Source organism: Spirilliplanes yamanashiensis (assembly GCF_016863475.1).
Taxonomy (GTDB): Bacteria; Actinomycetota; Actinomycetes; order Mycobacteriales; family Micromonosporaceae; genus Spirilliplanes; species Spirilliplanes yamanashiensis.
Genome location: NZ_BOOY01000026.1, coordinates 152,200 through 176,205, shown reverse-complemented (window position 1 = coordinate 176,205; position 24,006 = coordinate 152,200). Strand labels below are relative to the sequence as shown.

General features: G+C 75.8%; 21 protein-coding genes. 6 read left to right on the top strand and 15 right to left on the bottom strand.

Annotated elements, in window-relative coordinates; genetic code table 11:
* Positions 1 to 150: 150 nt before the first annotated feature.
* Positions 151 to 816 (top strand): calcium-binding protein, encoded by a 666-nt coding sequence (locus Sya03_RS17735; protein WP_203939416.1) that lies wholly within the window; start codon positions 151 to 153, stop codon positions 814 to 816.
* On the opposite strand, the gene ung is transcribed toward Sya03_RS17735, so the two are convergent.
* Genes ung through Sya03_RS17705 form a run of 6 tightly spaced genes read right to left on the bottom strand, consistent with a single transcriptional unit; the run spans position 813 to position 5,999 of the window.
* On the bottom strand, positions 813 to 1,490 hold the full coding sequence (gene ung, locus Sya03_RS17730) for a uracil-DNA glycosylase (protein WP_203939415.1): 678 nt from the start codon (positions 1,488 to 1,490) through the stop codon (positions 813 to 815). The two genes, Sya03_RS17735 and ung, sit on opposite strands and share 4 nt — an antisense overlap.
* Positions 1,487 to 1,960, bottom strand: a complete 474-nt coding sequence (gene tsaE / locus Sya03_RS17725) for a tRNA (adenosine(37)-N6)-threonylcarbamoyltransferase complex ATPase subunit type 1 TsaE (RefSeq protein ID WP_203939414.1) — start codon at positions 1,958 to 1,960, stop codon at positions 1,487 to 1,489. Before tsaE ends, ung begins: the two co-directional genes overlap by 4 nt.
* Entirely contained in the window at positions 1,957 to 3,018 is a 1,062-nt protein-coding gene (locus tag Sya03_RS17720) for an alpha/beta fold hydrolase (protein ID WP_203939413.1), read from the bottom strand. The genes tsaE and Sya03_RS17720 overlap by 4 nt, the downstream gene beginning before the upstream one ends.
* Positions 3,015 to 4,133: an alanine racemase gene (gene alr / locus Sya03_RS17715; RefSeq protein WP_203939412.1), complete on the bottom strand. Its 1,119-nt coding sequence runs from the start codon at positions 4,131 to 4,133 to the stop codon at positions 3,015 to 3,017. Before alr ends, Sya03_RS17720 begins: the two co-directional genes overlap by 4 nt.
* Positions 4,134 to 4,175: 42 nt before the next feature.
* Positions 4,176 to 5,621, bottom strand: coding sequence for an NAD(P)H-hydrate dehydratase (locus tag Sya03_RS17710; protein ID WP_203939411.1), 1,446 nt, complete (start codon positions 5,619 to 5,621; stop codon positions 4,176 to 4,178).
* 9 nt (positions 5,622 to 5,630) lie between these two features.
* On the bottom strand, positions 5,631 to 5,999 hold the full coding sequence (locus Sya03_RS17705; RefSeq protein ID WP_203939410.1) for a holo-ACP synthase: 369 nt from the start codon (positions 5,997 to 5,999) through the stop codon (positions 5,631 to 5,633).
* Between the two features lie 157 nt (positions 6,000 to 6,156).
* On the opposite strand from Sya03_RS17705, the gene Sya03_RS17700 reads away from it, so the two are divergent.
* Positions 6,157 to 6,447 carry a hypothetical protein gene (locus Sya03_RS17700; RefSeq protein WP_203939409.1) on the top strand — a complete coding sequence of 97 codons (291 nt, stop codon included), beginning with the start codon at positions 6,157 to 6,159 and terminating at the stop codon, positions 6,445 to 6,447.
* Between the two features lie 169 nt (positions 6,448 to 6,616).
* A complete protein-coding gene (locus Sya03_RS17695) occupies positions 6,617 to 8,335 on the top strand; it encodes an alpha/beta hydrolase (protein WP_203939408.1) in 1,719 nt (572 codons plus the stop codon).
* Here Sya03_RS17695 and glmS read toward each other — a convergent pair.
* A complete protein-coding gene (glmS, locus tag Sya03_RS17690) occupies positions 8,322 to 10,208 on the bottom strand; it encodes a glutamine--fructose-6-phosphate transaminase (isomerizing) (RefSeq protein ID WP_203939407.1) in 1,887 nt (628 codons plus the stop codon). The two genes, Sya03_RS17695 and glmS, sit on opposite strands and share 14 nt — an antisense overlap.
* Positions 10,209 to 10,406: 198 nt before the next feature.
* Here glmS and Sya03_RS17685 point away from each other — a divergent pair, with 198 nt between their 5' ends.
* Positions 10,407 to 12,080: an MmpS family transport accessory protein gene (locus Sya03_RS17685; protein ID WP_203939406.1), complete on the top strand. Its 1,674-nt coding sequence runs from the start codon at positions 10,407 to 10,409 to the stop codon at positions 12,078 to 12,080.
* Between the two features lie 11 nt (positions 12,081 to 12,091).
* Positions 12,092 to 13,270 carry a pyridoxal phosphate-dependent aminotransferase gene (locus tag Sya03_RS17680; protein ID WP_203939405.1) on the top strand — a complete coding sequence of 393 codons (1,179 nt, stop codon included), beginning with the start codon at positions 12,092 to 12,094 and terminating at the stop codon, positions 13,268 to 13,270.
* Positions 13,271 to 13,486: 216 nt separating this feature from the next.
* On the opposite strand, the gene Sya03_RS17675 is transcribed toward Sya03_RS17680, so the two are convergent.
* From Sya03_RS17675 to rplM, 4 genes are all read right to left on the bottom strand, one after another.
* Positions 13,487 to 14,458, bottom strand: a complete 972-nt coding sequence (locus tag Sya03_RS17675) for a methyltransferase (protein WP_203939404.1) — start codon at positions 14,456 to 14,458, stop codon at positions 13,487 to 13,489.
* A gap of 122 nt (positions 14,459 to 14,580) precedes the next feature.
* Entirely contained in the window at positions 14,581 to 15,933 is a 1,353-nt protein-coding gene (gene glmM, locus Sya03_RS17670) for a phosphoglucosamine mutase (RefSeq protein ID WP_203939403.1), read from the bottom strand.
* Between the two features lie 172 nt (positions 15,934 to 16,105).
* Positions 16,106 to 16,633 (bottom strand): 30S ribosomal protein S9, encoded by a 528-nt coding sequence (rpsI, locus tag Sya03_RS17665; RefSeq protein WP_370871950.1) that lies wholly within the window; start codon positions 16,631 to 16,633, stop codon positions 16,106 to 16,108.
* A 17-nt stretch (positions 16,634 to 16,650) separates the two neighbouring features.
* Positions 16,651 to 17,094: a 50S ribosomal protein L13 gene (gene rplM, locus Sya03_RS17660; protein WP_203939402.1), complete on the bottom strand. Its 444-nt coding sequence runs from the start codon at positions 17,092 to 17,094 to the stop codon at positions 16,651 to 16,653.
* 663 nt (positions 17,095 to 17,757) lie between these two features.
* On the opposite strand from rplM, the gene Sya03_RS17655 reads away from it, so the two are divergent.
* The gene (locus Sya03_RS17655) at positions 17,758 to 18,882 is read left to right on the top strand and encodes a uroporphyrinogen-III synthase (RefSeq protein WP_203939401.1); all 1,125 of its coding nucleotides are present in this window, start codon (positions 17,758 to 17,760) and stop codon (positions 18,880 to 18,882) included.
* 4 nt (positions 18,883 to 18,886) lie between these two features.
* Here Sya03_RS17655 and Sya03_RS17650 read toward each other — a convergent pair whose 3' ends face one another.
* Genes Sya03_RS17650 through Sya03_RS17635 form a run of 4 tightly spaced genes read right to left on the bottom strand, consistent with a single transcriptional unit; the run spans position 18,887 to position 23,591 of the window.
* Positions 18,887 to 19,507, bottom strand: a complete 621-nt coding sequence (locus tag Sya03_RS17650) for a GTP-binding protein (protein WP_203939400.1) — start codon at positions 19,505 to 19,507, stop codon at positions 18,887 to 18,889.
* Complete coding sequence (locus tag Sya03_RS17645; protein ID WP_203939399.1) at positions 19,488 to 19,850, bottom strand: DUF742 domain-containing protein; 363 nt, start codon at positions 19,848 to 19,850, stop codon at positions 19,488 to 19,490. The genes Sya03_RS17650 and Sya03_RS17645 overlap by 20 nt, the downstream gene beginning before the upstream one ends.
* A gap of 43 nt (positions 19,851 to 19,893) precedes the next feature.
* Positions 19,894 to 20,289, bottom strand: a complete 396-nt coding sequence (locus Sya03_RS17640) for a roadblock/LC7 domain-containing protein (RefSeq protein ID WP_203939569.1) — start codon at positions 20,287 to 20,289, stop codon at positions 19,894 to 19,896.
* Positions 20,290 to 20,297: 8 nt separating this feature from the next.
* Positions 20,298 to 23,591 (bottom strand): sensor histidine kinase, encoded by a 3,294-nt coding sequence (locus tag Sya03_RS17635; protein ID WP_239107627.1) that lies wholly within the window; start codon positions 23,589 to 23,591, stop codon positions 20,298 to 20,300.
* Positions 23,592 to 24,006: the final 415 nt, after the last annotated feature.

Sequence of the window (24,006 nt, the reverse complement as noted above, 5' to 3'; positions counted from 1 at the left end):
CGCCGTTCGACGTCAGGCGCGCACAATCCCCGCCTCGGCCCGCGCTCGCGCCCTCCCGCGCCGCGGCCCCGAGAACCGCCCGATCGTGCGTGCCCGCGCGATGGGCTCCGTGGTGGCATGGTGCTCCGCATCCCGCGAAGGAGATCGACCGTGCCCTCCACCCTCCACCGGCTCGCCGGTCCGGCCGTGGCCGCCGCGGCGCTGGTCGTCGCCGGCATCGTCGTCCTGCCCGCCGGCGCGGCCGAACGGGCCCCGGCTGCGGCCGCCCCGTCGCCGCTGCCGACGCCCCCGCCCGCCGGATCCGTCACGCTGATCGGCTCCACGCTCACCTACACGGCCGGCGCCTCCACGCGCAACCGCATCACCGCCGACGGCACCGCGGACTTCTACGCCGCGGTCGTCGACGAGGCGACGGCCATCACCATCGCCTCCGCCCCGGCGGGCCGGTGTTTCAAGAACCACTCCCGGCACGTGCGCTGCACCGGCGTCAAGAAGATCCGCGTCTTCCTGGGCGACGGCGACGACACCCTGTGGACCGGCAACGCCGTCCCGGTGGAGGCCTCCGGCGGGCCCGGCCACGACAGGCTCGACGGCGAGCACAGCCACGCGGCGGTGCACCTACGCGGCGACACCGGCGACGACGTGCTGCTGGGCGGCCGGGCCACCGACCAGCTGTCGGGCGGCGCCGGTGACGACATGCTCCGGGCGGGCGGCGCCACCGTCCCCAACGTGACGCCGCAGCGGATCGACGGTGGGCCGGGCGCCGACCGGTGCAGCGGGGAGTTCAGCATCCGCGTGGACTGCGAGCAGTTCTAGGCGCGCGGGTCCCAGTCGACGGGCGGGCGGCCCGCGTCGGCCAGGGCCTTGTTCGCCGCCGAGAACGGGCGGGCGCCCCGGAAGCCGGCCCGGTTCAGCGGGCTCGGGTGGCCCGCCTCCAGCACCACGTGCTGCGGCCCGGTCACCAGGGCGGCCTTCTTGCGGGCGTAGCCGCCCCACAGCAGGAACACCACCCGCTCGGCGCGGGCGTCCAGGGCCCGGATGGTGGCGTCGGTGAACGCCTCCCAGCCCCGGCCGGCGTGCGACGCCGCCGCGCCCGCCCGCACCGTCAGCACCGCGTTGAGCAGCAGCACGCCCTGCCGGGCCCAGCCGGTCAGGTCGCCGTCGGCGGGCGGGGTGACGCCCGCGTCCTCGGCCAGCTCCTTGAACACGTTGCGCAGCGACGGCGGCACCCGCACCCCGGCGCGCACGCTGAAGCTGAGCCCGTGCGCCTGGCCCGGCCCGTGGTACGGGTCCTGGCCCAGGATCAGCACCCGGGTGTCCGCGGGCGGGCACAGCCGGTACGCGGCGAACAGGTCCTCCACCGGCGGGTACACCGTGTGCCGGGCGTACTCGGCGGCGACGAACGCGCCGAGCGCGGCCGTCGCGGCCGGGTCGAGGAACGGCGCCAGGGCGTCCCGCCAGTCCGGCGGCAGCAGCTCGGGCAGGTTCACAGGGCGGCCAGCCGGTCCGCCCAGTCGCCGCCGGACGGCTCCAGCTCCACCACGCGGGTGTCGTCGTCGCGCCGGTCGATGCGCACCCGCAGGTGGGCGTCGCTGAGCTGCTCGACCATGCCCTCGCCCCACTCGACCACGGTGACGGCGTCCTCCGCGGACGCATCCAGGTCGAGGTCGTCGATCTCGGCGCGCGGGTCGGCGGCGGCGCCCAGCCGGTACGCGTCCGCGTGCACCAGCGGCACCCGGCCGCCGAGCGCCACGTCGGGCTTGTGCACCCGGGCGATCACGAACGTCGGGGACGTGATGTCGCCGCGCACCTTCAGGCCCGCGCCGAGCCCCTGGGTGAGGGCCGTCTTGCCGGCGCCGAGCGGGCCGGTCAGCACGAGCAGGTCGCCCGGGCGCAGCACCGCCGCCAGTCGCGCGCCGAACGCGCGGGTGTCGTCCACCGTGGCGAGCTGGGTCGTCATCGCACTTTCTCCAGGAAGTTGAGCAGGATGTCGTTGACCTGGTCCGCGTGTTCGAGCATCACGACGTGACCGCTGTTCTCGATCTTCGCGAACTCCGCGTCGGGCACGTGCCGGAGGATCTCCTCCGAGTGCGTCTGCGGGGTGATGTAGTCCTTCGTGCCCACCAGCACCAGGGTGGGGGTCTCGCGCAGCGCGGCCAGCGCCGGCCAGCGCGCGTGCGTGTAGAGGGTGCGCAGGTACTTCGCCACCGTGTCCGCCGACGTCTTGGAGTTCATCGCCTCCACGAACGACACCAGCCGCGGGCTGGGCTTGGGCTCGCCGAAGCCGTACCGGCGGGTCAGCAGCCAGGCCAGGTCGCTGGACGCGGCGCGAGCCTTGTCGATCGTGCCGCCGGACAGCCGCGCCGCCCCGTTCACCAGCGGCAGCAGCGGCGCGCTGGCCCGGGCCACCAGCGACGGCAGGCCGATCTTCGTCTTCTCGACCAGGCCGCCCGACGTCGCCATGAGCACGACGCCGTGCACGCGGTCGCCGAACCAGGTGGCGTACTTCTCCGCGAACGCCATGATCGTCATGCCGCCCATCGAGTGCCCGACCAGCACCACCGGGCCGTCCGGCACGGTGGCGTCGAGCACCGCCCGCAGCGATTCGCCCAGCGCCGCGATGTCGTACTCGCCCGACTCCAGGCGGCTGGAGCGGCCGTGCCCCGGCTGGTCGTAGAAGATCAGCCGGCGGTCGCCGCGCTCGGCGAGCATCTTGCGCTGGAAGTAGAACGTGCCCATGTCGAGGCAGAACCCGTGCACGAACACGACCGGCGGCAGGCCCTTGTCCTCGCGCGGCTCGATGATCTCGACGTGCAGGTCGGTGCCGTCGTGCGCGGTCACGGTCAGCGACGCGTCGTGCGGCTGGTCGCCGAACGGCTCGTCCTTCCACGGGTCGCCGCCGGCCTTCTGCGAGCGGCGCACCAGCGTGCGCTCCACCGCGAACGCGGTGGCCAGCCCGGCGGCGGCCAGGCCGACGGCGGCGCCGACGATCCCGGCGTTGCGCTTGCGCCGGCTCATGCGCCGTCCCCCCGGTAGACGCGCGGCACCCGGGCGGACCCGAACCGCGTCACGATCTCGTAGTTGATGGTGCCGATCGCCTCGGCCCAGTCGTCGGCCGTCGGCTCGCCGTCGTCGCCCGGGCCGAACAGGGTCGCCACGTCGCCCGCCCGCACCTCGTCGTCGCCGCAGTCCAGCACGATCTGGTCCATGCACACCCGGCCCGCCACTCGCCGGCGCCGCCCGCCGAGCTGGACCGGGCCCACCCCGGACGCGTGCCGGGGCACCCCGTCGGCGTAGCCGAGCGGCACCAGGGCCAGGTTCGCCGGGGCCTGCGTGTGGTACGCGTGCCCGTACGACACGCCCTCGCCCGCGGCCACCCGCTTCGCCAGCGCCACCCGGGCGCGGGCCGTCATCGCCGGGCGCAGCCCGAACCGCTCCCCCGGGATCGGCGACAGCCCGTACACGGCGATGCCCGCCCGGACCAGGTCGAAGTGGGTGTCGGGGCGGGTCAGCGTGGCCGCCGAGTTCGCCAGGTGCCGGATGCGCGGCGTCACGCCCAGCCCGGCCGCGACGCCGAGGGCGTCGTGGAACGCGGCCAACTGCCGATCGATCGTCTCGTGGCCGGGCACGTCCGCGGCCGCCAGGTGACTCCACACCCCGACCACCTCGACCGTGCCGTCGGCGGCGGCCTTCGCGGTGGCCTCCACCAGCGCCGGCCAGTCGGCGGCCGTCGCGCCGTTGCGGCTCAGCCCCGTGTCGACCTTCAGGTGCAGCCGGGCCGGCCGGCCCGCCGCGCGCGCCGCCGCGACCACCTCGGCCAGCAGGTCCAGGCTGGCCGCGCTCAGGTCCACGTCGGCCGCCACGCCCTCGTGCAGCGGCTGGCCCGGCGCGAACAGCCACGCCAGCACCGGCGCGGTGATGCCCGCCCGGCGCAGCGTCAGCGCCTCGCCCAGCGTGCACGCACCCAGCCACGTGGCGCCCCCGGCCAGCGCGGCGCGCGCCGCCGGCAGCACCCCGTGGCCGTACCCGTCGGCCTTCACCACGGCCATCACGTCCGCGCGGGTCGTGCCGCGCAGGCGCGCGACGTTGCCGCGGATCGCGTCCAGGTCGATCCCGACCTCGGCCTGCCACATGCCGACCAGCCTACTGACCGTCGGACGGCCGCCCGGTGCGGATCACCCGAGCAGGCCGGCCAGGACCGGCCGCAGCGCCGCCGCCACGTCCGGCGCCGTCACCGGCCCGTCGCGCTCCGCGCGCCGCCCGGCCAGCCCGTGCACGTACGCCGCCGCCACCGCCGCCCGCTCCGGCGCCAGGCCCGCCGCCAGCAACGACCCGAGCAGCCCGCCCAGCACGTCGCCGGTGCCGCCCGTGGCCAGCGCGGCGCTGCCCGTCGGGTTCACCCACGCCTGCCCGGCCGGGGTCGCCACCACCGTACGGTCACCCTTCAGGAGGACCACCGCGTTCAGCCACGCCGCCAGCCTGCACGCCGACGCCACCCGGTCCGGCCCCGGCTCCTCGCCCGCCAGCCGCGCGAACTCCCGGTCGTGCGGCGTCACCACCAGCGGCGCGTCCCGGCGCAGGTCCCGCGCGTGCGACCCGTCGACCAGCAGCGTCAGCGCGTCCGCGTCCAGCACCGCCGGCACCGGCGCCGCCAGCACGCTGCGCAGCTCCGTGCGCGCCTCGTCGCCCGTGCCCAGCCCCGACCCGCACAGCCACGCCTGCACCCGGCCGGCCTCCGTCACCGACCGGGTGGCGATCACCGACGGGTGCTGGCGCAGCACCTCCCGGTCCGCGCTGCCCGCGTACCGGACCATGCCCGTCGGCCCGGCCAGCGCGCCGCCCACCGACAGCACCGCCGCCCCCGGGTACGTGGCCGACCCGGCCGCGATGCCCACCACGCCCCGCGTGTACTTCTCCGACGCCGGCCCCAGCCGCGGCCACCACGCCGCCACGTCCTCGGCGTCCGGCACCCGCAGCACCGGGTCGCCGCGCAGCGCCAGTCCGATGTCGAGCAGCTCCACCTGCCCGCACAGCGCCGCCGCCGGCCCCACCACGTGCGCCGGCTTCAGGCACCCGAACGTCACCGTCACGTCGGCCCGCACCGCCGCGCCCGGGACCGCGCCGGTGTCCACGTCCACGCCGCTCGGCACGTCCACCGCCACCACCGGCGACCGTCCCCCGGCGCGCGTGCGCAGCTCACCCAGCCGCGCGGCCAGGCTCTCCCCCGGCGCCCGCAGCCCGCCGGACGCCCCGATGCCGACGATGCCGTCCACCACCAGGTCCACGACCCGCGGCAGCGCCGTCACCACCGTGCCGCCCGCCGCCCGCAGCGCCGCCAGCCCCGCCTCGTGCGCCTTCGCGGGCCACAGCAGCAGCGCGCTCACCGCGGCCCCGCGCCGCGCCAGCCGGGCGCCGGCCAGCAGCGCGTCCCCGCCGTTGTCGCCGCTGCCCACCAGCAGCAGCACCCGGGCGCCGTACACCCCGCCGGCGTCGGCCAGCAGCAGCGCGCACCGCCGCGCCAGCCCCGCGGCGGCCCGCTGCATCAGCGTGCCCTCGGGCAGCGTCGCCATCAGCGCCTTCTCGGCGGCCCGCACGTCCGCCACCCGCCACGCCTGCCGCATGCAGCCTCCCTAGGACTCCGCGATGACCACCGCGGAGGCGATCCCGCCGTCGTGCGACAACGACAGGTGCCACCGGTTCACGCCCCGCTCGCCCGCGGCAGCGGCCACCGTACCGGACACCGTCAGCCACGGCCGCCCGTCCGGATCCGCCACGATCTCGCAGTCGTGCCACCGCAAACCGGCCGGCGCCCCGAGCGCCTTCGCCACCGCCTCCTTCGCCGCGAACCGCGCCGCGAGCGACTCCGGCGACCGCGGATTCCCCGACCCGGTGACCAGCTCACCGGCCGTGAACAGCCGGTCGGCGAGCAACGGCGTGCGCTCCAGCGCCCGCGCGAACCGCTCCACCAGGACGACGTCGATACCGACAGCCACGATCACGCAGTCACCCTATCGCCGCTACCGGTGGGGCCGCGCCGGTCGCAAGGCCTGTGGAAGAGGCGGGGGTACGCCTCCGGGGGGCTGTCCACAGGCAGGGCGGGGGCTGGTGGAGGGCCCTAGCGTTCGGGCGTCGAGTGATGTGGAGGAGATGCTTTCGATGAACGGGGACCTGGCGGTCGACCTCGACGCCCTCGGGCGCACGAGCCCCCGCCTCACCACCATCGCGGCCCACCTGGCCGACGACCCACCGGCGGGCCCGCCCCTGGCCGGCACCGCGCCGGGCTGGTCCACGACGGCGGCGCTCGACCGCCTGCGCCTGGCGGCGGAGGCCCACGCCCGCGACCTGGCGACCACGGTGGAGTCGCTGGCGTCCGCGCTGGCCACGACAGCGGAGCGGTACGCGGACGCCGACGACCGCGCCGCCCACCGCCTCCGGACCGGCCGATGACACCACCTACTGCCGGCCGCGGCTCTCCGGGCCGCCCTCCAAACTCATCCTCCGTCCGGGCCGGCGTCGGCTGCCTTCCCAGTAGGTGGGGGCGGGCGAGGGTGTTCCGGCCGTGGTCGGGCGACTGCGCCGTCGCCCTCCGGCTCCCCCTGCCCGCGGGCTGGTTCCGATGACCGCCGCGGTGTCCTACGCCCGGCTGGCCGCGGCCGACGTCGGCCGCTGGGAGTCGGCCGCCGCGGCGTGGCGGGCCCTCGCCGCCGTGGGCGGCGTCCGCTCCCGCGAGCTGGCCGCCGAGACCACCGGCCTGCGCCCCGCCTGGTCCGGGTCCGCCGCCGACGCGGCGGCCGGCCGGCTCCGCACCGCCGGCCACCTCGTGGACGCGGCCCGGGTGGCATGGTGGGAGGCCGACCAGGCGGTGTCGGTCTTCGCGGCGGAGCTGTCCCGCGCCCGCCGCCTGCTCGACGCGGCCCTCGCGGCCGCGGCCCGGGCCGGCCTCACGGTCGGCCCGAACGGGGAGGTCTCCGCCGCCGCCCGCACCATCCCGGGCCTCAGCGGCATCGCCCCGTCCCGCAACCACGCCCCACCGGGCCCGGCGGGTGCGGGCGGGCGCGCGGGTGGGTCCGGCACGGCCGCCCACGTCGGTTCGGGCGGCTCGGGCGGCTCGGGCGGCTCGGGCGGGTCCGGCGGGTCCGGAGGCTCGGCCGCGTCCGGCGGTCCCGGTGGCGTCGGGGCTGCGGTCGCCGTCGACGGTGTCGTGGTAGCCATCGAGGCGGCGCTCGCCGTCGCCGCGCGCGCCGACGCCGACGCCGCCGCCCGCCTCGCCGCCCTGGCCGACACCCTCGTGCACGCCGCACCCGGCACCCACCTCACCCCGCCGTGCAACGCCACACCCGCCGAGATCCGCGCCTGGTGGGCCGGGCTGTCGCCCGTCGAGCGGCGGTGGCTCACCGCCACCCATCCCGCGACCGTCGGCGCGCTCGACGGGGTCCCGGCCGCCGCGCGTGACCAGGCGAACCGGCTGCTGCTCGACCGGCACCGCGCCGAGGCGCCGGCCGGCGGTGACCGGTGGGAGGCGCTCGACGCGCTGGCGGACCGGCTGGCGGGCGACGCGCCGCGGGCGTACCTGCTGGGGGTGGATCCGGCCGGGGACGGCCGGGCGGTGGTCGCGGTGGGTGATCCGGACTCGGCCGACCACGTGCTGACCCACGTGCCGGGCATGACGGCGGACCTGGCCGGTCTCGGGCCCGAGCTGGGGCGGGCCGAGCGGGTCGCGGTGCGGGCCGGTGAGCTGGCGCCGGGCGCGCGGACCGCCGCCGTGTTGTGGCTGGGGTACGACGCGCCGGACTTCGTGTTCGAGGCGTCGTCGGCGCGGCAGGCGGAGGCGGGGGCCGAGGGGTTGCGGCGGTTCCAGGACGGGTTGCGCGCGACGCACGAGGGGCCGCCCGCGCACCACACGCTGCTCGGGCACAGCTACGGGTCGCTGGTGGTGGGCACGGCGGCGGCCCGGCCGGGGCTGGCGGCGGACGACATCGTGCTGGTCGGATCGCCGGGGGCGGGGGTGCAGACCGCGGGCGAGCTGCACGGCCAGGTGTGGGCGACGAGTTCGCGCAGCGACGCGATCCAGTACGCGGCCCCGGCGCCCCGGTCGCTGCCGGCGGACCTGCTCGTGGCCGCGAACGTGCCGGTGGTGGGCCAGATGCTCGCGTTCGGGCGGCCGGAGGACGACCTGTGGCACGGGCGCAACCCGGCCGGTGAGGAGTTCGGGGCGCGGCGGTTCGCCAGTCAGGCGAGCGCCGGGCACGTCGGTTACTGGGCGACCGACGGCCCGGCGCTGGACAACCTGGCCCGCATCACCGTGGGTGACGCGGCGGGGGTCACTCGACCGTGACGGACTTCGCGAGGTTACGGGGCTGGTCGACGTCGTGGCCGCGGGCGGCGGCGATCTCGCAGGCGAGGATCTGCAGCGGCACGGTGGTCACGAGCGGGGCGAGCAGCGTCGGCGTGCGGGGCACGGTGATGAGGTCGTCGGCGTACGGCTTGACGGCCTCGTCGCCCTCCTCGGCGATGACGATGGTGCGGGCGCCGCGGGCGCGGACCTCCTGGATGTTCGACACGATCTTGTCGTGCAGGACGCCGCGGCCGGCGGGCGACGGCACCACGCACACGACCGGGGTGCCCTGGTCGATGAGCGCGATGGGCCCGTGCTTGAGCTCGCCGGCGCCGAAGCCCTCGGCGTGCATGTACGCGAGCTCCTTGAGCTTCAGCGCACCCTCGAGGGCGACGGGGTAGCCGACGTGCCGGCCGATGAACAGGATGGTGTTGGCGTCCTTCAGGTCGCGGGCCAGCGCCCGCACCGGCTCCATGACGCCGAGCAGGTCGCGCAGCTTCTCCGGGGTGCGGCGCAGCCGGGAGACAACGGCGGCGACCTCGTCGGCGTACATGACGCCGCGCACCTGGGCCAGGTGCAGGCCGATCAGGTAGCAGGCGGCGAGCTGGGTGAGGAACGCCTTCGTCGACGCGACGGCGATCTCGGGGCCGCCGTGGGTGTAGAGGACGGCGTCGGACTCGCGCGGAATCGTCGAGCCGTTGGTGTTGCAGATGGCCAGCACGCGGGCCTTCTGCTCCTTGGCGTGCCGCAGCGCCATCAGCGTGTCCATGGTCTCGCCCGACTGCGAGATGGCGATCACGAGCGTCGACCGGTCCAGCACGGGGCTGCGGTACCGGAACTCGCTGGCGAACTCGACCTCGCACGGGATGCGCGTCCAGTGCTCGATGGCGTACTTGGCGACCAGGCCCGAGTGGTACGCGGTGCCGCAGGCGACGATGAACACCTTGTCGACGTCGCGCAGGTCCTGGTCGGTCAGGCGCACCTCGTCGAGGACGATCTCGCCGTTGGCGCTGAGCCGGCCGAGCAGGGTGTCGGCGATGGCCTGCGGCTGCTCGGCGATCTCCTTGAGCATGAAGTAGTCGTAGCCGCCCTTCTCGGCGGCGGAGGCGTCCCAGTCGATGTGGAAGTCCTTACCCATCGCGGTCTGCCCGGTGAAGTCGGTGATCTCGATGCCCTCGGGCGTGATCAGCACGACCTGGTCCTGGCCCAGCTCGACGGCCTCGCGGGTGTGCTCGATGAACGCGGACACGTCGCTGGCCAGGTAGTTCTCGCCCTCGCCGCGGCCGACGACGAGCGGCGAGTTGCGGCGCGCGCCGACGACGGCGTCCGGCACCTGCACGTCGACGGCGAGCAGCGTGAACGCGCCCTCCAGCCGCGCGCACACCCGGCGCATGCCCTCGGCGAGCAGCTGCGGCCCGTCCTTCTCGGCGCTGTCGGCGCGCAGCTTCGCCATCTCGGCGGCGAGCAGGTGCGCGGCGCACTCGGTGTCGGTGTCGCTGACGAACTCGACGCCGGTCGCCTCCAGCTCGGCGCGCAGCCGGGCGAAGTTCTCGATGATGCCGTTGTGGATGACGGCGACCCGCCCGTCGGCGGACAGGTGCGGGTGGGCGTTGCGGTCGGTCGGGCCGCCGTGGGTCGCCCATCGGGTGTGGCCGATGGCGGTCGACCCGCTGGCGATGCCGTCGTCGGCGCGCTCACCGAGCGCCTTCTCCAGGTTCGCGAGCTTGCCGGCCTTCTTCTCGGTACGCACCGAGCCGTCACTGACCACGGCGATGCCGGCGGAGTCGTAGCCGCGGTACTCCAGACGGCGCAGACCGTCGAGCACGATGCTGAGCGCCGGACGCTGGCCGACGTACCCCACAATTCCACACATGCGGGGCAGCGTAGCAAGCATCGCGCAGCCTGTGTGATTGATAGAGACCGTTATACGCATTCGTTCTGCTCGAAGTGTCCGTTCGGCGGGGGTGCGGCACACCCGGGGTCCGTCGGTCGGTCACCCTCCGCCTGTCTGATCGTTCACTCGCGTCACAGGCGTACCGTCACAGACCGGCCGCCCGACCCTGGAGAGACGATGACGTACCCGCCCCCACCGTCGCCCGATCCGTCCCGGGAGCCGTCCGGCACCGACCCCGACGCCCCCTCCCGCGACACCGACGAGGACGCCGCCACCACCCCGGCCCCCGGCTCACCGCACCGGCAGTACTCGATGCCGCCGGGTTCGGGCGCCGAGTCGTGGCCGCGCCCACCCGGCGCGCCGGGCTCCGCGCCGGCCACCCCCGCCTCGCCCGCCGCCGCCTCGCCCTCCGCCTTCGCCTCCCCGGCGGCCGGCAGCGGCGACCCGAGCGGACCGGACCCGTCGGACCGCACGGCCGCCGCGCCGCCCACCGAGCCGATGACCGCGGGCGCCCACGCGGAGCAGCCGACCGCCCCGCACCCAGGCCCGGCCACGGAGCCCCTCACCGCCCCCCACTCCGGCCCGGCCACCGAACCACCCACCGCTCAGCACCCCGGCCCGGCCACCGGCCCGACCACCGCTCAGCACCCCGGCCCGGCCACCGGCCCGGCCACCGGCCCGGCCACCGAGCCGGTCACCGAGCCGGTCACCGCCGCTCACCCTGCCCCGGCAGCCGATGAGCCCCCGGCCCCGGTCCCGGCCTCGGCCTCGGCCCCCGAACATCACCCGGCGCCGCCCACGGAGGCCCTGGCCTCCACCACGCCGCCCACGGAGGCCCTGCCCTCCACCACGCCGCCCACGGAAGCCCTGGCCTCCACCACGCCGCCCACGCGCCAGATGCCCCAGCCGTCAGCCCCGTCGGCGCCACCGGCCCCGCCAGCTCCGCCAACCCCGCCGGCCCCGTCGTTCAAGCCGGGCCAGGCCGCCGTCGGCGGCCGCCCCGACCTCACCCCGGTCCCGCCGCCGCCCCCGCTGAACCCGACCCGCCCGTTCACCGCCACCCCGCCCGGCGGCAACACCCCCGTCTCGGGCGGCCCGCCGGTGTCGGGCGCCGGCCCGGTCTCCGGCGCCGCGCCAAGCCAGAGCAGCCACGGCTGGGCCCCGCCGACCACCGCCGAGCCCGGGCCGGGCTGGGCGCCGCCGACGACGGCCGAGCCGTCGTACCCCCCGACCTCGTACGCCGCCCCCGACTACCCGCAGCCGGTGTACGCGGCCGGCGCGTACGTGCCGCCCCAGCCGCCACCCGGCGGCCCGGGCGGGCCCGGCGGCTATCCGCCGGGTGGTTACCTGCCGCCGGGGGCGTACCCGCCGCCCGGCAAGCCGCCGCGGCGCCGGAACGGTCCGCTCGTGGCGCTCGTCATCGTGATCGCGCTGCTGCTGTGCGGCGGCACGGCCACCGCGGGCGTGCTGCTGGTCAACGCGGCCAAGAACAAGGCTGAGGACCTCGTGGAGCCGTTGCCGACGTTCCCGACGGCGCTGCCGACATTCGGCGGCGAGCCGACCGGGGCGCCGGTGACCGTGGTGTACGAGGTGACGGGCGACGGGCCGGTGGACCTGACGTACTCGCAGGCGGACGGGCCGTCGGTGCGGGAGAAGGCCGTCGAGTTGCCGTGGCGCAAGGAGTTCACGGCGACGGGGTCGATGATGCTGTCGGTGATGGCGTTCCGGACGGGCACGTCGGGGCAGCAGGGTGAGCTGAGCTGTCGCACGACGGTGGACGGCGTGGCGGTCGCCCAGCGCAGCGTCGAGGGCTCGTTCCTGCTGGTGAGCTGCATCAAGTTCCAGTACTGAGGGGGCCTGCGATGAGCACCGACCGGCTGGTGGCGCGGATGCGCCCGTTCGGCACGACCGTGTTCGCGGAGATGTCGGCGCTGGCGGTGCGCACGGGCGCCGTCAACCTGGGGCAGGGGTTCCCGGACACGGACGGGCCGCGGGAAATGCTGGGCGCGGCGGTGACGGCGTTGCGCGGCGGCGCGAACCAGTACCCGCCGGGGCCGGGCATCCCGGCGTTGCGGGCGGCGATCGCGGAGCACCAGAAGCGGTTCTGGGGGCTGGACAGCGACCCGGACGGCGAGGTGCTGGTGACGGCGGGCGCCACGGAGGCGGTGGCGGCGACGATCCTGGCGCTGTGCGAGCCGGGCGACGAGGTGATCTGCTTCGAGCCGTACTACGACTCGTACGCGGCGTCGATCGCGCTGGCGGGTGCGGTGCGCCGGCCGGTGACGCTGCGGCCGGGCGGACCGGGCGGCCGGTACTCGTTCGACCCGGAGGAACTGCGCGCGGCGGCCGGGCCGCGGACCCGGCTGGTGCTGCTGAACTCGCCGCACAACCCCACGGGCAAGGTCTTCACGCCCGAGGAGCTGGGCTGGGTCGCGGACCTGTGCCGGGAGCGGGACCTGGTCGCGGTCACCGACGAGGTGTACGAGCACCTGGTGTTCACGGACGCGTCGGGGCCGCACGTGCCGCTCGCCACCCTGCCGGGGATGCGGGAGCGCACGATCCGGATCTCGTCGGCGGGCAAGACGTTCTCGTGCACGGGCTGGAAGGTGGGCTGGGCGACCGGCCCGGCGCCGCTGCTGTCGGCGGTGCTGCGGGTGAAGCAGTTCCTGACCTTCGTGAACGCGGCGCCGCTGCAGCCGGCGGTCGCGGTGGCGCTGGGCCTGCCGGACGGCTACTTCGACGTGTTCACGTCGACCATGCAGGCGCGGCGCGACCAGCTGGTGGCCGGGCTGACCGATGCCGGGTTCGGGGTGCTGCCGTCCGAGGGCACGTACTTCGTGACGGCGGACATCCGGCCGCTGGGCGGGTCCGACGGCCTCGACTTCTGCCGGGAGCTGCCCGGGCGCGCGGGCGTGGTGGCGGTGCCGACGCAGGTGTTCTACGACCACCAGGACGCGGGGCGGCACCTGGTGCGGTTCGCGTTCTGCAAGCGCGAGGAGGTCATCGCGGAGGCGGTGACCCGCCTGCGCAAGCTCGGCTGACCGCGGCAGCGGCAGCGATCCCGGCCCGCCGACCAGGTGGAGCCGGCGCGAGCCCGGCGCCCCGGTCCACGCGACCCGCCGGCCAGGCAGGGCCGGCCGGCGAGCCCGAAGGCCCGGTTCACGCGACCCGCCGGCCAGGCAGGGCCGGCCGCGAGCCCGAAGGCCCGGTTCACGCGGCTTGCGGCCAGGTGCGGGCCGGCCGGCGGGCCCCGGGTTTCACCCCTCCCGGGTCGCGGTGAGGACGACGACGGCGATGCGCTCCGCGTGCGCGTACGCCCGCCCGTCGAGTTCCTCGTCGTACACGTCGGGGTCGACCTCGCGGTAGGTCCAGGTGAGGCCGGTGCCGGCGAGGTGGTCGGCGGCGGCTGCCCGGAACGGGTCCTCGCCGTCGATGATGCCGGCGCCGCTGAACAGCACCAGGGTGCCGCCCGGGTTCAGGCGTTCCGCCGCCGCGTCGACGATCGCCAGGGACAGCCCGTGGCCGTGCTCGCCGCCGCCGTCGCGGTACGTGCGGCCCGCCGGGTCGATCATGAACGGCGGGTTGGAGATGATCAGGTCGAAGGTGCCGTCGACGTCGCCGAGCAGGTTGCTGCGGCAGGGGCGCACGCCGGGGACGTCGGCGAGGGCGGTGTTGACGCGGGCGTAGCGCAGGGCGGTGTCGTTGATGTCGACGGCGAGCACCTCGGCGCCGGGCGCCCGCTTCGCCACGGTGATCGCGCCGGCGCCGGTGCCGCAGCCGATGTCGACGGCCCGGCGGACCGGGAGCTGCCGGGCCGCGACGTGGGCGGCGGCCGCGTCGGCCATCCGGTACGTGTCGGGGCCGAGGAAGACGGAGTCCGCGGCGGCCGTCGGGAACGCGGAGTGCACGAACAGCTCGGAGTCGTACGAGGAGAAGCGCACCAGGCTGCGGTACAGCTCGCCGTCGCGGGCCAGTACGCCCGCCGCGTCCATCAGCTCCAGGTACCCGTCGGGCAGCACCCCCGGCGCGAACGGCCGGCTCCAGCCGAAGACGCCGCGCAGGTCGTGTGCCTGGGCGTTCTCGGGGCGGCGGTTCACGCGCTCGTGCGTGGCCGGGGTGACGGTGACGAAGGCGTAGCCAGCGTCCTTCAGGGTGGCGCCGAGGGTCCGCAGCGCCGCGTCGGCGGCGCCCAGCCCGGGCGCTGGCAGCACGGTGTCGGTAAGCGTCATGCCCGCTCGTTCCCCAGTCCCGCGGAGATCATTCCTGCGAAACCGGCGGCCGGGCGGCCGCGCCCGGGCACGTCGGACGCACCCCGCGCGGGCGCGTGCAACGCGCCCGCGCGGGCAGGGTGTCAGGCGGCCGGGCTGGCCGCGCGGACCTCGGCGGCGATCTTCTCGGCGACCGTGCGGGCCTGCTCCTCGGTGCCGGCCTCGACCATCACGCGCACCAGCGGCTCGGTGCCGGACGGGCGCAGCAGCACCCGGCCGGTCTCGCCCAGCTCGGCCTCGGCGGCGGAGACGGCGGCGGTCACGGTGCCGGCGGAGGCGGCGGCGGTGCGGTCGCCGACCTTCACGTTGATGAGGACCTGGGGCAGGGTGTGCACGACGGAGGCGAGGTCGGCCAGGGACTTGCCCGTGGCGGCCATCTGGGCCATCAGGTGCAGGCCGGTCAGGACGCCGTCGCCGGTGGTGGCGAACGCCGGCATGACGACGTGGCCGCTCTGCTCGCCGCCGAGGGCGAAGCCGCGTGCGGCCAGCTCCTCGAGGACGTACCGGTCGCCGACCTTGGTCTCGATCATCGTGATGCCCTCGCGCTGCATGGCCAGGCGCAGGCCCAGGTTGCTCATGACGGTCGCGACGAGGGTGTTGTCGGTGAGGGTGCCGGCGTCGCGCATGGCGAGCGCGAGGATGGCCATGATCTGGTCGCCGTCGACGACGTCGCCGCTGGCGGTGACGGCCAGGCAGCGGTCGGCGTCGCCGTCGTGGGCGATGCCCAGGTCGGCGCCGTGCTGCAGGACGGCCTCGCGGACCGCGTCGAGGTGGGTGGAGCCGCAGTTGTCGTTGATGTTGAGGCCGTCGGGTTCGCCGTGGATGGCGATGACCTCGGCGCCGGCCTCCTCGTAGGCGGCGGGGCCGACGTCGCTGGCGGCGCCGTTGGCGCAGTCGATGACGACGCGCAGGCCCTCGAGGCGGTGCGGGACGCTGCCGACGAGGTGCTTCACGTAGTGCTCGGCGCCGTCCAGCAGGTCGTGGACGCGGCCGATGCCGGCGCCGGTGGGGCGCCCGACGAGGCCGTGGCCGTCGGCGACGGCGGCCTCGATCTTCGCCTCGAGGTCGTCGGGGAGCTTCTGGCCGCCCGCGGCGAACAGCTTGATGCCGTTGTCGGGCATCGGGTTGTGCGAGGCGGACAGCATGACGCCGAGGTCGGCGTTGGCCTGGCTGACCAGGTACGCGACGGCGGGCGTCGGCAGCACGCCGACCCGGACGACGTTCGCGCCGGCGCTGGTCAGGCCCGCCACCACGGCGGCCTCGAGCATCTCGCCGCTGGCGCGCGGGTCGCGCCCCACGATGGCGAGGGGCTGGTGGCTGCTGTCGGTCTCGACGAGCGTGCGCGCCGCGGCGACCGCCACGGACATGGCCAGCTCGGGGGTCAGGTCTGCGTTCGCGAGCCCGCGTACGCCGTCGGTGCCGAAGAGTCGCGCCATAGCGGCCTTCCTTTCGCCGGTCTGCACTGACCGTAACCGCACGCGAGGCGTGGTCCGGGCCGGTTCCGGCGGACGGTGGGGAGGGGAAACGCGAACGGCCGGGCCGCGACCCCATTCGAGCGGGGTGCGGACCCGGCCGTCCGTCACACGTGCACGGTGCGGAGAGCTGAGATCAGCGCTTCGAGTACTGCGGCGCCTTGCGGGCCTTCTTGAGGCCGTACTTCTTGCTCTCCTTGACCCGGGCGTCACGGGTGAGGAAGCCGGCCTTCTTGAGGGCCGGGCGGTCGTCGGGCTCGCTCACGATGAGCGCGCGCGCGATGGCGAGGCGCAGCGCGCCGGCCTGACCGGTGATGCCGCCGCCGCGCAGGTTGGCGATGACGTCGAAGGCCTCGGCCTTCTCGGCGGTGACCAGGGGCTCCTTGATCAGGTTCTGGTGCACCTTGCTGGGGAAGTAGTTCTCCAGCTCGCGGCCGTTGCAGGTGATCGTGCCGTTGCCCGGGACGATGCGGACCCGGACGATGGCCTCCTTGCGGCGGCCGACGGTCTGGATCGGGCGGTCGCCGCGGACGGTGCGCACCGTCACGGTGGCCGGGGCGGCCTCGGCGACAGCGGTGGTCGTCTCGGCGGGGGCCGAGGTCTCGGCGGGCGACGACTCTTCGGTCGCCGGCTCGACGGGCGTCGACTCGGTGGTGTCGGTCATGGTTTCCTCGCCCGCGCTCACTGCGCGATCTGCTTGATCTCGAACGGCACCGGCTGCTGAGCCGCGTGCGGGTGCTCGGCGCCGGCGTAGACCTTCAGCTTCTTGATGAGCTGCCGGCCCAGCTTGTTGTGCGGCAGCATGCCCTTGACGGCGAGCTCGATCGCCTTGTCGGGGCGGCTGTTGAGCAGGTCCTCGTAGCGGACCTGCTTGAGGCCACCCGGGTAGCCGGAGTGGCGGTACGCGATCTTGGTCTGGCGCTTGTTGCCGGTCAGCGCGACCTTGCCGGCGTTGATGATCACAACGAAGTCGCCGGTGTCGACGTGCGGGGCGAACGTCGGCTTGTGCTTCCCACGCAGGAGGGTGGCGGCGTGGGTGGCCAGACGGCCCAGAACGACGTCAGAAGCGTCGATAACGTGCCACTGACGCTCGATCTCACCCGGCTTCGGGCTGTACGTACGCACAGGTCTACCTTGTCTCGTCGTCGGTCTGGGGTCGCGCGCTGGTCGCTGGTCGTCACCTCACAGCGAGCACGAACGACAAGCGTACCCGAACAGGGGACGCTCGCTGCCATCGCACAACAGCAGGCAACGATACCCGGCGTCGCGGCGCGCGGTCAAAACGGGCGGCGGTTCCGCCTGCCCGACGGGACCCCCAAACGTATCGACCCCAACAATAGAAGGTGGCCTCCGGCACGCCGACGGCGGGGCCTCCCGCTCTTAGCAGGCTCGAAACACTCGGGACCCGCCACCGAAATCGCCCACCGGCACGCTCACCGACATGACGGGGAGCACAGCGGCGCAGGCGCGGCCCGGGCGACGGCCCGACGCCGCCGTGCGGCGCACCCCTTCCGGGCACCACAATGGGAGCGACCGGCGGGCCACCGCCGGCCACAGACGGCCACCGGGTGTGAGGACGGCCCCGGTGGCGTCCGCCGGGCTTCGGCCCGGCGGAGGAGAGCCGCGGCGCGCGTCGGCCGTGGGTACGGCGCACCGCGTTGGCGTGACATGGGAGCGGGTCGACGCTGAGGACGGCGCGTGGCGCCCGTACCCCTCGGTGGACCGGCCGGACGCGCCGCGGCTCTCCGCACACCCGCCCGCCGGCGGGTCCGGCGCCCGGGCCCGCTGATGGCGGCCCCGACCGGGCCGGCGCGGGCGACGTCCGACGAGCCGGTCCTGGCCGGCTACACCGTCGGCGTCACCTCCGACCGCCGCCGCGACGAGCTGTCGGGCCTGCTGGAGGGCCGCGGCGCCCGGGTGGTGCTCGCCCCCGCCCTGCGCATCGTGCCGATCGCCGACGACACCGATCTGCGGGCCGCCACCCGCGCCTGCCTGGACAGCCCGCCCGACGTGGTGGTCGCCAACACCGGCATCGGCATGCGCGGCTGGCTGGAGGCCGCCGAGGGCTGGGGCCTGGGCGACCCGCTGCGCGGCGTGCTGGGCCGCGCGCACCTCGTCGCCCGCGGCGTCAAGGCGGGCAGCGCGTTGCGCGCCGCCGGCCTGCGCGCCGGGTTCGCCGCCGAGGGCGAGTCCTACGACGAGGTCGTCGAGCACCTGCGCGGCCGCGGCCTGGCTGGGCTCACCGTCGCCCTGCAGCTGCACGGCGAGCGGCAGCCCGAGTTCACCGAGGCCCTGACCGCCGCGGGCGCCCGGGTGGTGGAGGTGCCGGTGTACCGCTGGGCGCCGCCCACGGACCCGGCCCCGCTGCACCGCCTCGTCGACCTGATCGCCGGCCGGCTGGTCGACGCGGTCACCTTCACCAGCGCACCGGCCGTGGCCGCACTGCTGCGCGCCGCCGGACCGGCAGTGGACCCGCTGCTCGACGCGCTGCGCGGCGACGTGGTGGCCGCGTGCGTCGGCCCGGTCACCGCCGCCCCGCTGCGGCGCCGCGGCGTGCCGGTGGTGGCGCCCGCGAAGGCCCGGCTCGGAGCCCTGGTGCGCCTGCTGGTCGACGAGCTGCCGCGCCGCGCGGTCAACCTCACCGTCTCCGGCCACGACCTGACGCTGCGCGGGCACGCCGCCGTCGTCGACGGGCAGCTGCGGCCGCTGGCGCCCGCGCCGATGGCGGTGCTGCGCGCGCTGGCCGCCACGCCCGGGAGGGTGCTGTCCCGGGCGGCGCTGCTGCGCACGCTGCCGCGCGGCGCCGACGAGCACGCCGTGGAGATGGCGGTGGCCCGGCTGCGCGCCGGGCTGGGCACGCCGGGCGTGGTGCAGACGGTCGTGAAGCGCGGCTACCGGCTCCCGGCCGCCTGACGCCTCACCCGACCGGCGCCGGGTACCCGCCCTGGTGCTCCGCGACCAGCGTGGCCATCGCGTGCTCCACCACGTGCACCAGCACGCCCTTGACGGAGTCGCGCGAGCGCGCGTCGCACAGCAGCAGCGGCACGTGCGGGGCGATCGCGAGCGCCTCGCGCACCTCCTCCGGCTCGTAGCGGGGGGCGCCGTCGAAGCAGTTCAGGGCCACCAGGTACGGCAGGTGCCGGTTCTCGAAGTAGTCCAGCGGCGCGAACGCGTCCGAGATGCGGCGGGTGTCGACGAGCACGGCCGCGCCGACGGCACCCCGGATCAGCTCGTCCCACATGAACCAGAAGCGGGTCTGCCCGGGCGTGCCGAACAGGTACAGGATCAGGTCGTCCGCCATCGTGATGCGGCCGAAGTCCATCGCGACGGTCGTGGTGCCCTTGCCCGGCACCTTCGACGCGTCGTCGATGCCGACACCCGCCGAGGTCATGACGGCCTCGGTGGTCAGCGGCTCGATCTCGGAGACGGCGCCCACCAGGGTCGTCTTGCCGACGCCGAAGCCGCCGGCGACGACGATCTTCGCGGACGTGATCTCCCGCACCGGGGGGTTGCCCCGGTCAGAGCTTCCGAAGTCCACTCAGCACCCTCTCCAGCAGATCCATGCGCTCCGTGAAGGCTTCCTTCGGAGCGGCACTGTGCAACGACAGCAAGCCGTCGGCGACCATGTCGGCCACCAGCACCCGCGCCACCCCGAGGGGCAGGCGGCTGCGGGCGGCGATCTCCGCGAGCGACTGCGCCCGCGTCTCGCACAGCAGCGCTATGCGGTGTTTGTCGTGCCCGGCGAACCGGGACTCGGCGATCGCGCTCGCGCTCGCGACCAGGACCGCCTCGATCGGGATGTCGCGGCGCGGTTCGGTCCGGCCGCGGGTGACCGCGTACGGCCGGACGAGCGCCCCTCGTGGGTCGTTTGAGTCCGTCACGCGATCACCTCCTCCGTCGGGGCCCGGCGCACCGGGCCGGGGCTCAGACCGGGTTGCCCACGGCCTCGCGCGGCAGCGGCACCAGGGCCGCGCCGACGCGCTCCACGAGCAGCGCCATCTCGTAGCCCACCTGGCCCACGTCGCAGCTGCGGGCGGCGAGGACCGCCATCGACGATCCGTCGCTGATGGACATGAGGAACAGGTACCCGCTGTCCATCTCGATGATCGTCTGCTGCACCGCGCCCGCGTGGAACAGCCGCGACGCGCCGTCGGTGAGGCTGACGACGCCCGACGCGATGGCGGCGAGCTGGTCGGCTCTGTCGCCGGGCAGGTCTCTGGAGGACGCCAGCAGCAGCCCGTCAGCGGACACCGCCACGACGTGCGCGATGCCGGCGACGCTGTCAGCGAAGTTGCTGAGCAGCCAGCCCATGTCCTGCATGGTGGGGGTCACTGTTCGTTCTCCTTCGAAGATCCTCCGGCCGCTTCCGCGGCCTCGGCCTCGGCGCTGCCGGCGGACCGGCCGCGCTGCACACCGCGGTGGTACGCGGACAGGAGCCCGCGCACCTCGTCGGGACTGCGGCGGGATTCCTCGCGGCTACGCGACTTCACCCCGCCCGGGACGAGCTGAGCCTGCGGCACGCGCTTGGGCAGCCCGGACCGCGTGGTGCCGGCCGTGGCGGGCGCGGCGGCGGCGACGGCGCGCTGCCAGCCCTCGTCCGCGGCGGTCTGCCAGGTCTGCTCGGGCTTGCGCTGCCGCGGGACGGTGCGCCCCGGCCCGGAGACGGGCGACGCGGGCCCGCCGCCGCCGGTGGGGGCCGGCGCGGCCGGCTTCGCCTCCGCGGGTGCGGGAGCCGGGGCGGGCGCGGGCGCCGGTGCCGGGGCGGGCGCCGCAGCCGGCGGGGCCGCGGCCGGCGGGGCGGGCGGTGCGGGGCGGCCGGCGGCGGGCACGAAGCCCGACCCGGACGAGCGCCCGCCGTCGAGGCCGACCGCGCTGGCGCCCGGGGTGCGGGTCGCGAGCCGCGGCTTCTCGGGTTCCGCGGCGCGGCCCGGCGCCACCGGCACGGTCGGCACCGTGGGCGCGGCCGCGGCGGCGGCCGGCGAGGACGGGCCCGGGTTCGGCGGTGGGGCGTAGCCAGCCGTCGGCATGCTCCACTCCTCGTCTGAGAACCAGAGGGGTGTCTTGCGTTCCAGGTCGACGAAGATCGGCGGCTCGAAGCGCTCCTCGGCGGCCGGGGCGGGGGGCGGCGGCGGGGGCGGCAGGTCGCGCAGGGCCGCGCCCCAGCCGCCCGGGTGCGGGCTGACGGGCCGGGAGGCGCCCGCGCCGTCGCGGCCGAACTGCGGGATCACCGTCGGGTACGCCACGGTGGGCGCGGAGAAGTCGGGCTTCACGCCGCCGGTGCGCGGGCTGAGGTCGAGCAGCGCGGTGTCGGCGGCGGACGCGTCGACCGGCTGCACGGCCGGCTGGGCGGGGGCGGCGGGGGCGGCGGCGGGCGCGGGAGCGGGCCGGGCGGACGCGGGGGCCGGGGCAGCCTCCAGCGCGGCCGGGACCGGGGCCTCCAGCGCGGGCCGCTCGCCGGCCTCGGCGCGCACCAGCCGGTCGGCCTGCCGCTCGCGCCAGTCGGCGGCGGTGGCGCGGGTGGGCTCCTGCCAGCTCGGCGCGGTGAGGGTGGCGGTGCCACCCCGGCCGGCGGGCTCCGCGGCGGCCGGGCCGCCCTCGACGGCGAGCGGCGTGCGCGCCGGGCGGGCCGGCGGCGGCTCGGGCATCCGGTTCGGCAGGGTCACGATGGCGTTGGGCAGGGTGACCTGGGCGACGGTGCCGCCGTCCAGGTTGGCCCGCAGCTCGACGCGGATGCCGTACCGGCTGGCCAGGCGGCCGACGACGGCCAGGCCCATCAGGCGGAACGCGGCCACGTCGACGCCCGGCGGCTGCGCCAGCCGCGCGTTGAGCTGCGCCATCTGCTCCTCGCTCATGCCGAGGCCGCGGTCCTCGACCTGCACCACGACGTAGTCGCGGACCCGGCGGGCGTCGGCGACGACGACCGTGTTCGGCGGGGAGAAGCGGGTGGCGTTGTCGAGCAGCTCGGCGACGAGCCGCACCACGTCGTTGACGGCGTGGGCGCTGACGGAGACGTCGGTGTCGACGGTGCCGAACTCGACCCGGTTGTACAGCTCCACCTCGGACTGGGCGGCGCGCAGCGCGTCGACCAGCAGGGCGTCCTCGCGGCGCGGGGAGCTGGAGTCGGCGCCGGCGAGCACGAGCAGGTTCTCGTCGTTGCGGCGCATCCGGGTGGCGAGGTGGTCGAGCTCGAACAGCTGGGCGAGGCGCTTGGGGTCCTCCTCGCCGCGCTCGATCTGGTCGAGCTCGCCGATCATGCGGTCGACCAGCGCCTGGGAGCGGCGGGCCAGGTTGAGGAACATGGCGGAGACGCTGGTGCGCAGGGCGGCCTGCTCGGCGGCGATGCGCACGGCCTCCTTGTGCACGACGTTGAACGCCTGGGCGACCTGGCCGACCTCGTCGCGGGTGGTGAGCTGGATCGGGTCGCGCACCTGCTTGACGATGTCGTCGGCGGCCCCGTCGCCGAGGTTGCGCACGTCGCGCAGCCGGGCGACGGCGTCGGGCAGGTCGCGGTTGGCGACGGCGAGGGCGCCCTCGCGCAGGCGGCGCAGCGAGCGGTTGAGCGACCGGGCCAGCACGACGGCCAGCACGACGGCGGCGATGAGCGTGAGCAGGACGAGGATGGCCTCGACGGTGGCCCGGCGGGACACGGTGGCGCTGGCGTCGGCGGCCTCGTCGGCGAGCCGGGTCTCCAGCTGCTGCTCGGCCCAGCGCATCAGCTCGGTCACGGCGCCGAACGCCAGCGACGCGTCCTCTGCGCGGATCTGCGGCGCCCGCCCGACGGAGCGGCCGACGGCCGTGGCGGCCTGGTCGGCGAGCACGACGGCGTCGCCGGCGACGGTGCTGTCGACCAGGTTGCGCTGGGCGGTGTCGGCGGCGAGCGAGAAGTTGAGCAGTGCCTCCTGCTGGCTGGTCTGGGTCGCGATGAACGAGGTGTACTGCTCCTCGCTGATCTGCTGGCCGACCAGCGCGGCGTACGCGACGGCCTGCTGCTCGGCGGTGCCCGCCTTGGCCTTGCCGAACGCGGCGAGCGCGCGGACCTGGTCGGCGACCGGGCCCTCGCCGGCCACCTGGCCGAGGACCTCGCCGTAGCCGACGAGGTCGGTGAGGATGACGCCGTAGCGCAGCACGATCTCGGCGACGGCGAGCTGGTCGCCGGCGAGGACGGCCGACCGGGTGGCGTCGAGGGTGCGCAGGTGGTCGTCGATGCGGCGCAGGCGGGTCTCGGCGGCGGCCGGCGTCTCGTCGAGGCCGCGCCGGGTCGCCTGGTAGGCCGCGACCCGCTCGTCGGTCTGGGCGACGGTGCCGTTGTAGCTGTCCGGCCCGGTGCCGGGGCGGGCGGCCAGCTCGGCGGCGGCCATCCGCTCGCGGTGCAGGTAGTGGGTGAGGTCGGAGACCTCGGCGGACAGGCCGGTGAGGTCGCGGATCAGGTCGGCGTCGTACGCCTCGCGGCCGACGTCGACGAGGCGGACGCCGGCGAGGGCGAGCACGGCGGCGATCGGGATGACGAGGATGAGCGCGAGCTTGGTCCGGATGCTGGCGTCCCGCAGTCGCGGCAGGGACCGGCCCGGAGCGGAGGCGGCCTCCCGCGCCTGTGCGGTCCGGGTCGTCGATCCGGTGCTCACGCGATCTCCTCCGTGCTCATCCATGCAGCCATCGCCCGCCCGTTGCGCGACGCGCCGGTCGGCGGCGCGTGCGACACGGCCACGGTCCCGTGGGAAGCACGCGGCACGGCCGCGATTTCATCACGGACGGGGGGCGGCGCAAAAGCCTCGGACCACCGCCGGATCGGGCACTCCCGGGCCCGGCGAGCCACCGGGAGGGTCGACAATCGACAGTCGCGACGCGTTGAACAGCATGAATGTCGGGTCCGCGACAGTGCGTGCCGGTGGCGTGACAAAACGGTGATGTCATATTAACCACTATGTGGGACAGGTCCGATCGCTCACGATCGGGCCTCGCTTGACCGCCGACCGTGGCATTGGCAAGGTTTGGCGCGGTCGGACGCCGTGCCAGTCCACCGAGGACCACGAGAGGACG

What these genes read in the sequence shown, in the direction of transcription:
- Sya03_RS17700 (WP_203939409.1), top strand. Translation starts at nt 6,157, where the DNA reads ATGAACGGGGACCTGGCGGTCGACCTCGACGCCCTCGGGCGCACGAGC.
- glmS (WP_203939407.1), bottom strand. Translation starts at nt 10,208, where the DNA reads ATGTGTGGAATTGTGGGGTACGTCGGCCAGCGTCCGGCGCTCAGCATC.
- Sya03_RS17710 (WP_203939411.1), bottom strand. Translation starts at nt 5,621, where the DNA reads ATGCGGCAGGCGTGGCGGGTGGCGGACGTGCGGGCCGCCGAGAAGGCG.
- Sya03_RS17695 (WP_203939408.1), top strand. Translation starts at nt 6,617, where the DNA reads ATGACCGCCGCGGTGTCCTACGCCCGGCTGGCCGCGGCCGACGTCGGC.
- tsaE (WP_203939414.1), bottom strand. Translation starts at nt 1,960, where the DNA reads ATGACGACCCAGCTCGCCACGGTGGACGACACCCGCGCGTTCGGCGCG.
- Sya03_RS17640 (WP_203939569.1), bottom strand. Translation starts at nt 20,289, where the DNA reads ATGCAGGACATGGGCTGGCTGCTCAGCAACTTCGCTGACAGCGTCGCC.
- rpsI (WP_370871950.1), bottom strand. Translation starts at nt 16,633, where the DNA reads ATGACCGACACCACCGAGTCGACGCCCGTCGAGCCGGCGACCGAAGAG.
- glmM (WP_203939403.1), bottom strand. Translation starts at nt 15,933, where the DNA reads ATGGCGCGACTCTTCGGCACCGACGGCGTACGCGGGCTCGCGAACGCA.
- Sya03_RS17680 (WP_203939405.1), top strand. Translation starts at nt 12,092, where the DNA reads ATGAGCACCGACCGGCTGGTGGCGCGGATGCGCCCGTTCGGCACGACC.
- Sya03_RS17685 (WP_203939406.1), top strand. Translation starts at nt 10,407, where the DNA reads ATGACGTACCCGCCCCCACCGTCGCCCGATCCGTCCCGGGAGCCGTCC.
- Sya03_RS17720 (WP_203939413.1), bottom strand. Translation starts at nt 3,018, where the DNA reads ATGAGCCGGCGCAAGCGCAACGCCGGGATCGTCGGCGCCGCCGTCGGC.
- Sya03_RS17675 (WP_203939404.1), bottom strand. Translation starts at nt 14,458, where the DNA reads ATGACGCTTACCGACACCGTGCTGCCAGCGCCCGGGCTGGGCGCCGCC.
- alr (WP_203939412.1), bottom strand. Translation starts at nt 4,133, where the DNA reads ATGTGGCAGGCCGAGGTCGGGATCGACCTGGACGCGATCCGCGGCAAC.
- Sya03_RS17655 (WP_203939401.1), top strand. Translation starts at nt 17,758, where the DNA reads ATGGCGGCCCCGACCGGGCCGGCGCGGGCGACGTCCGACGAGCCGGTC.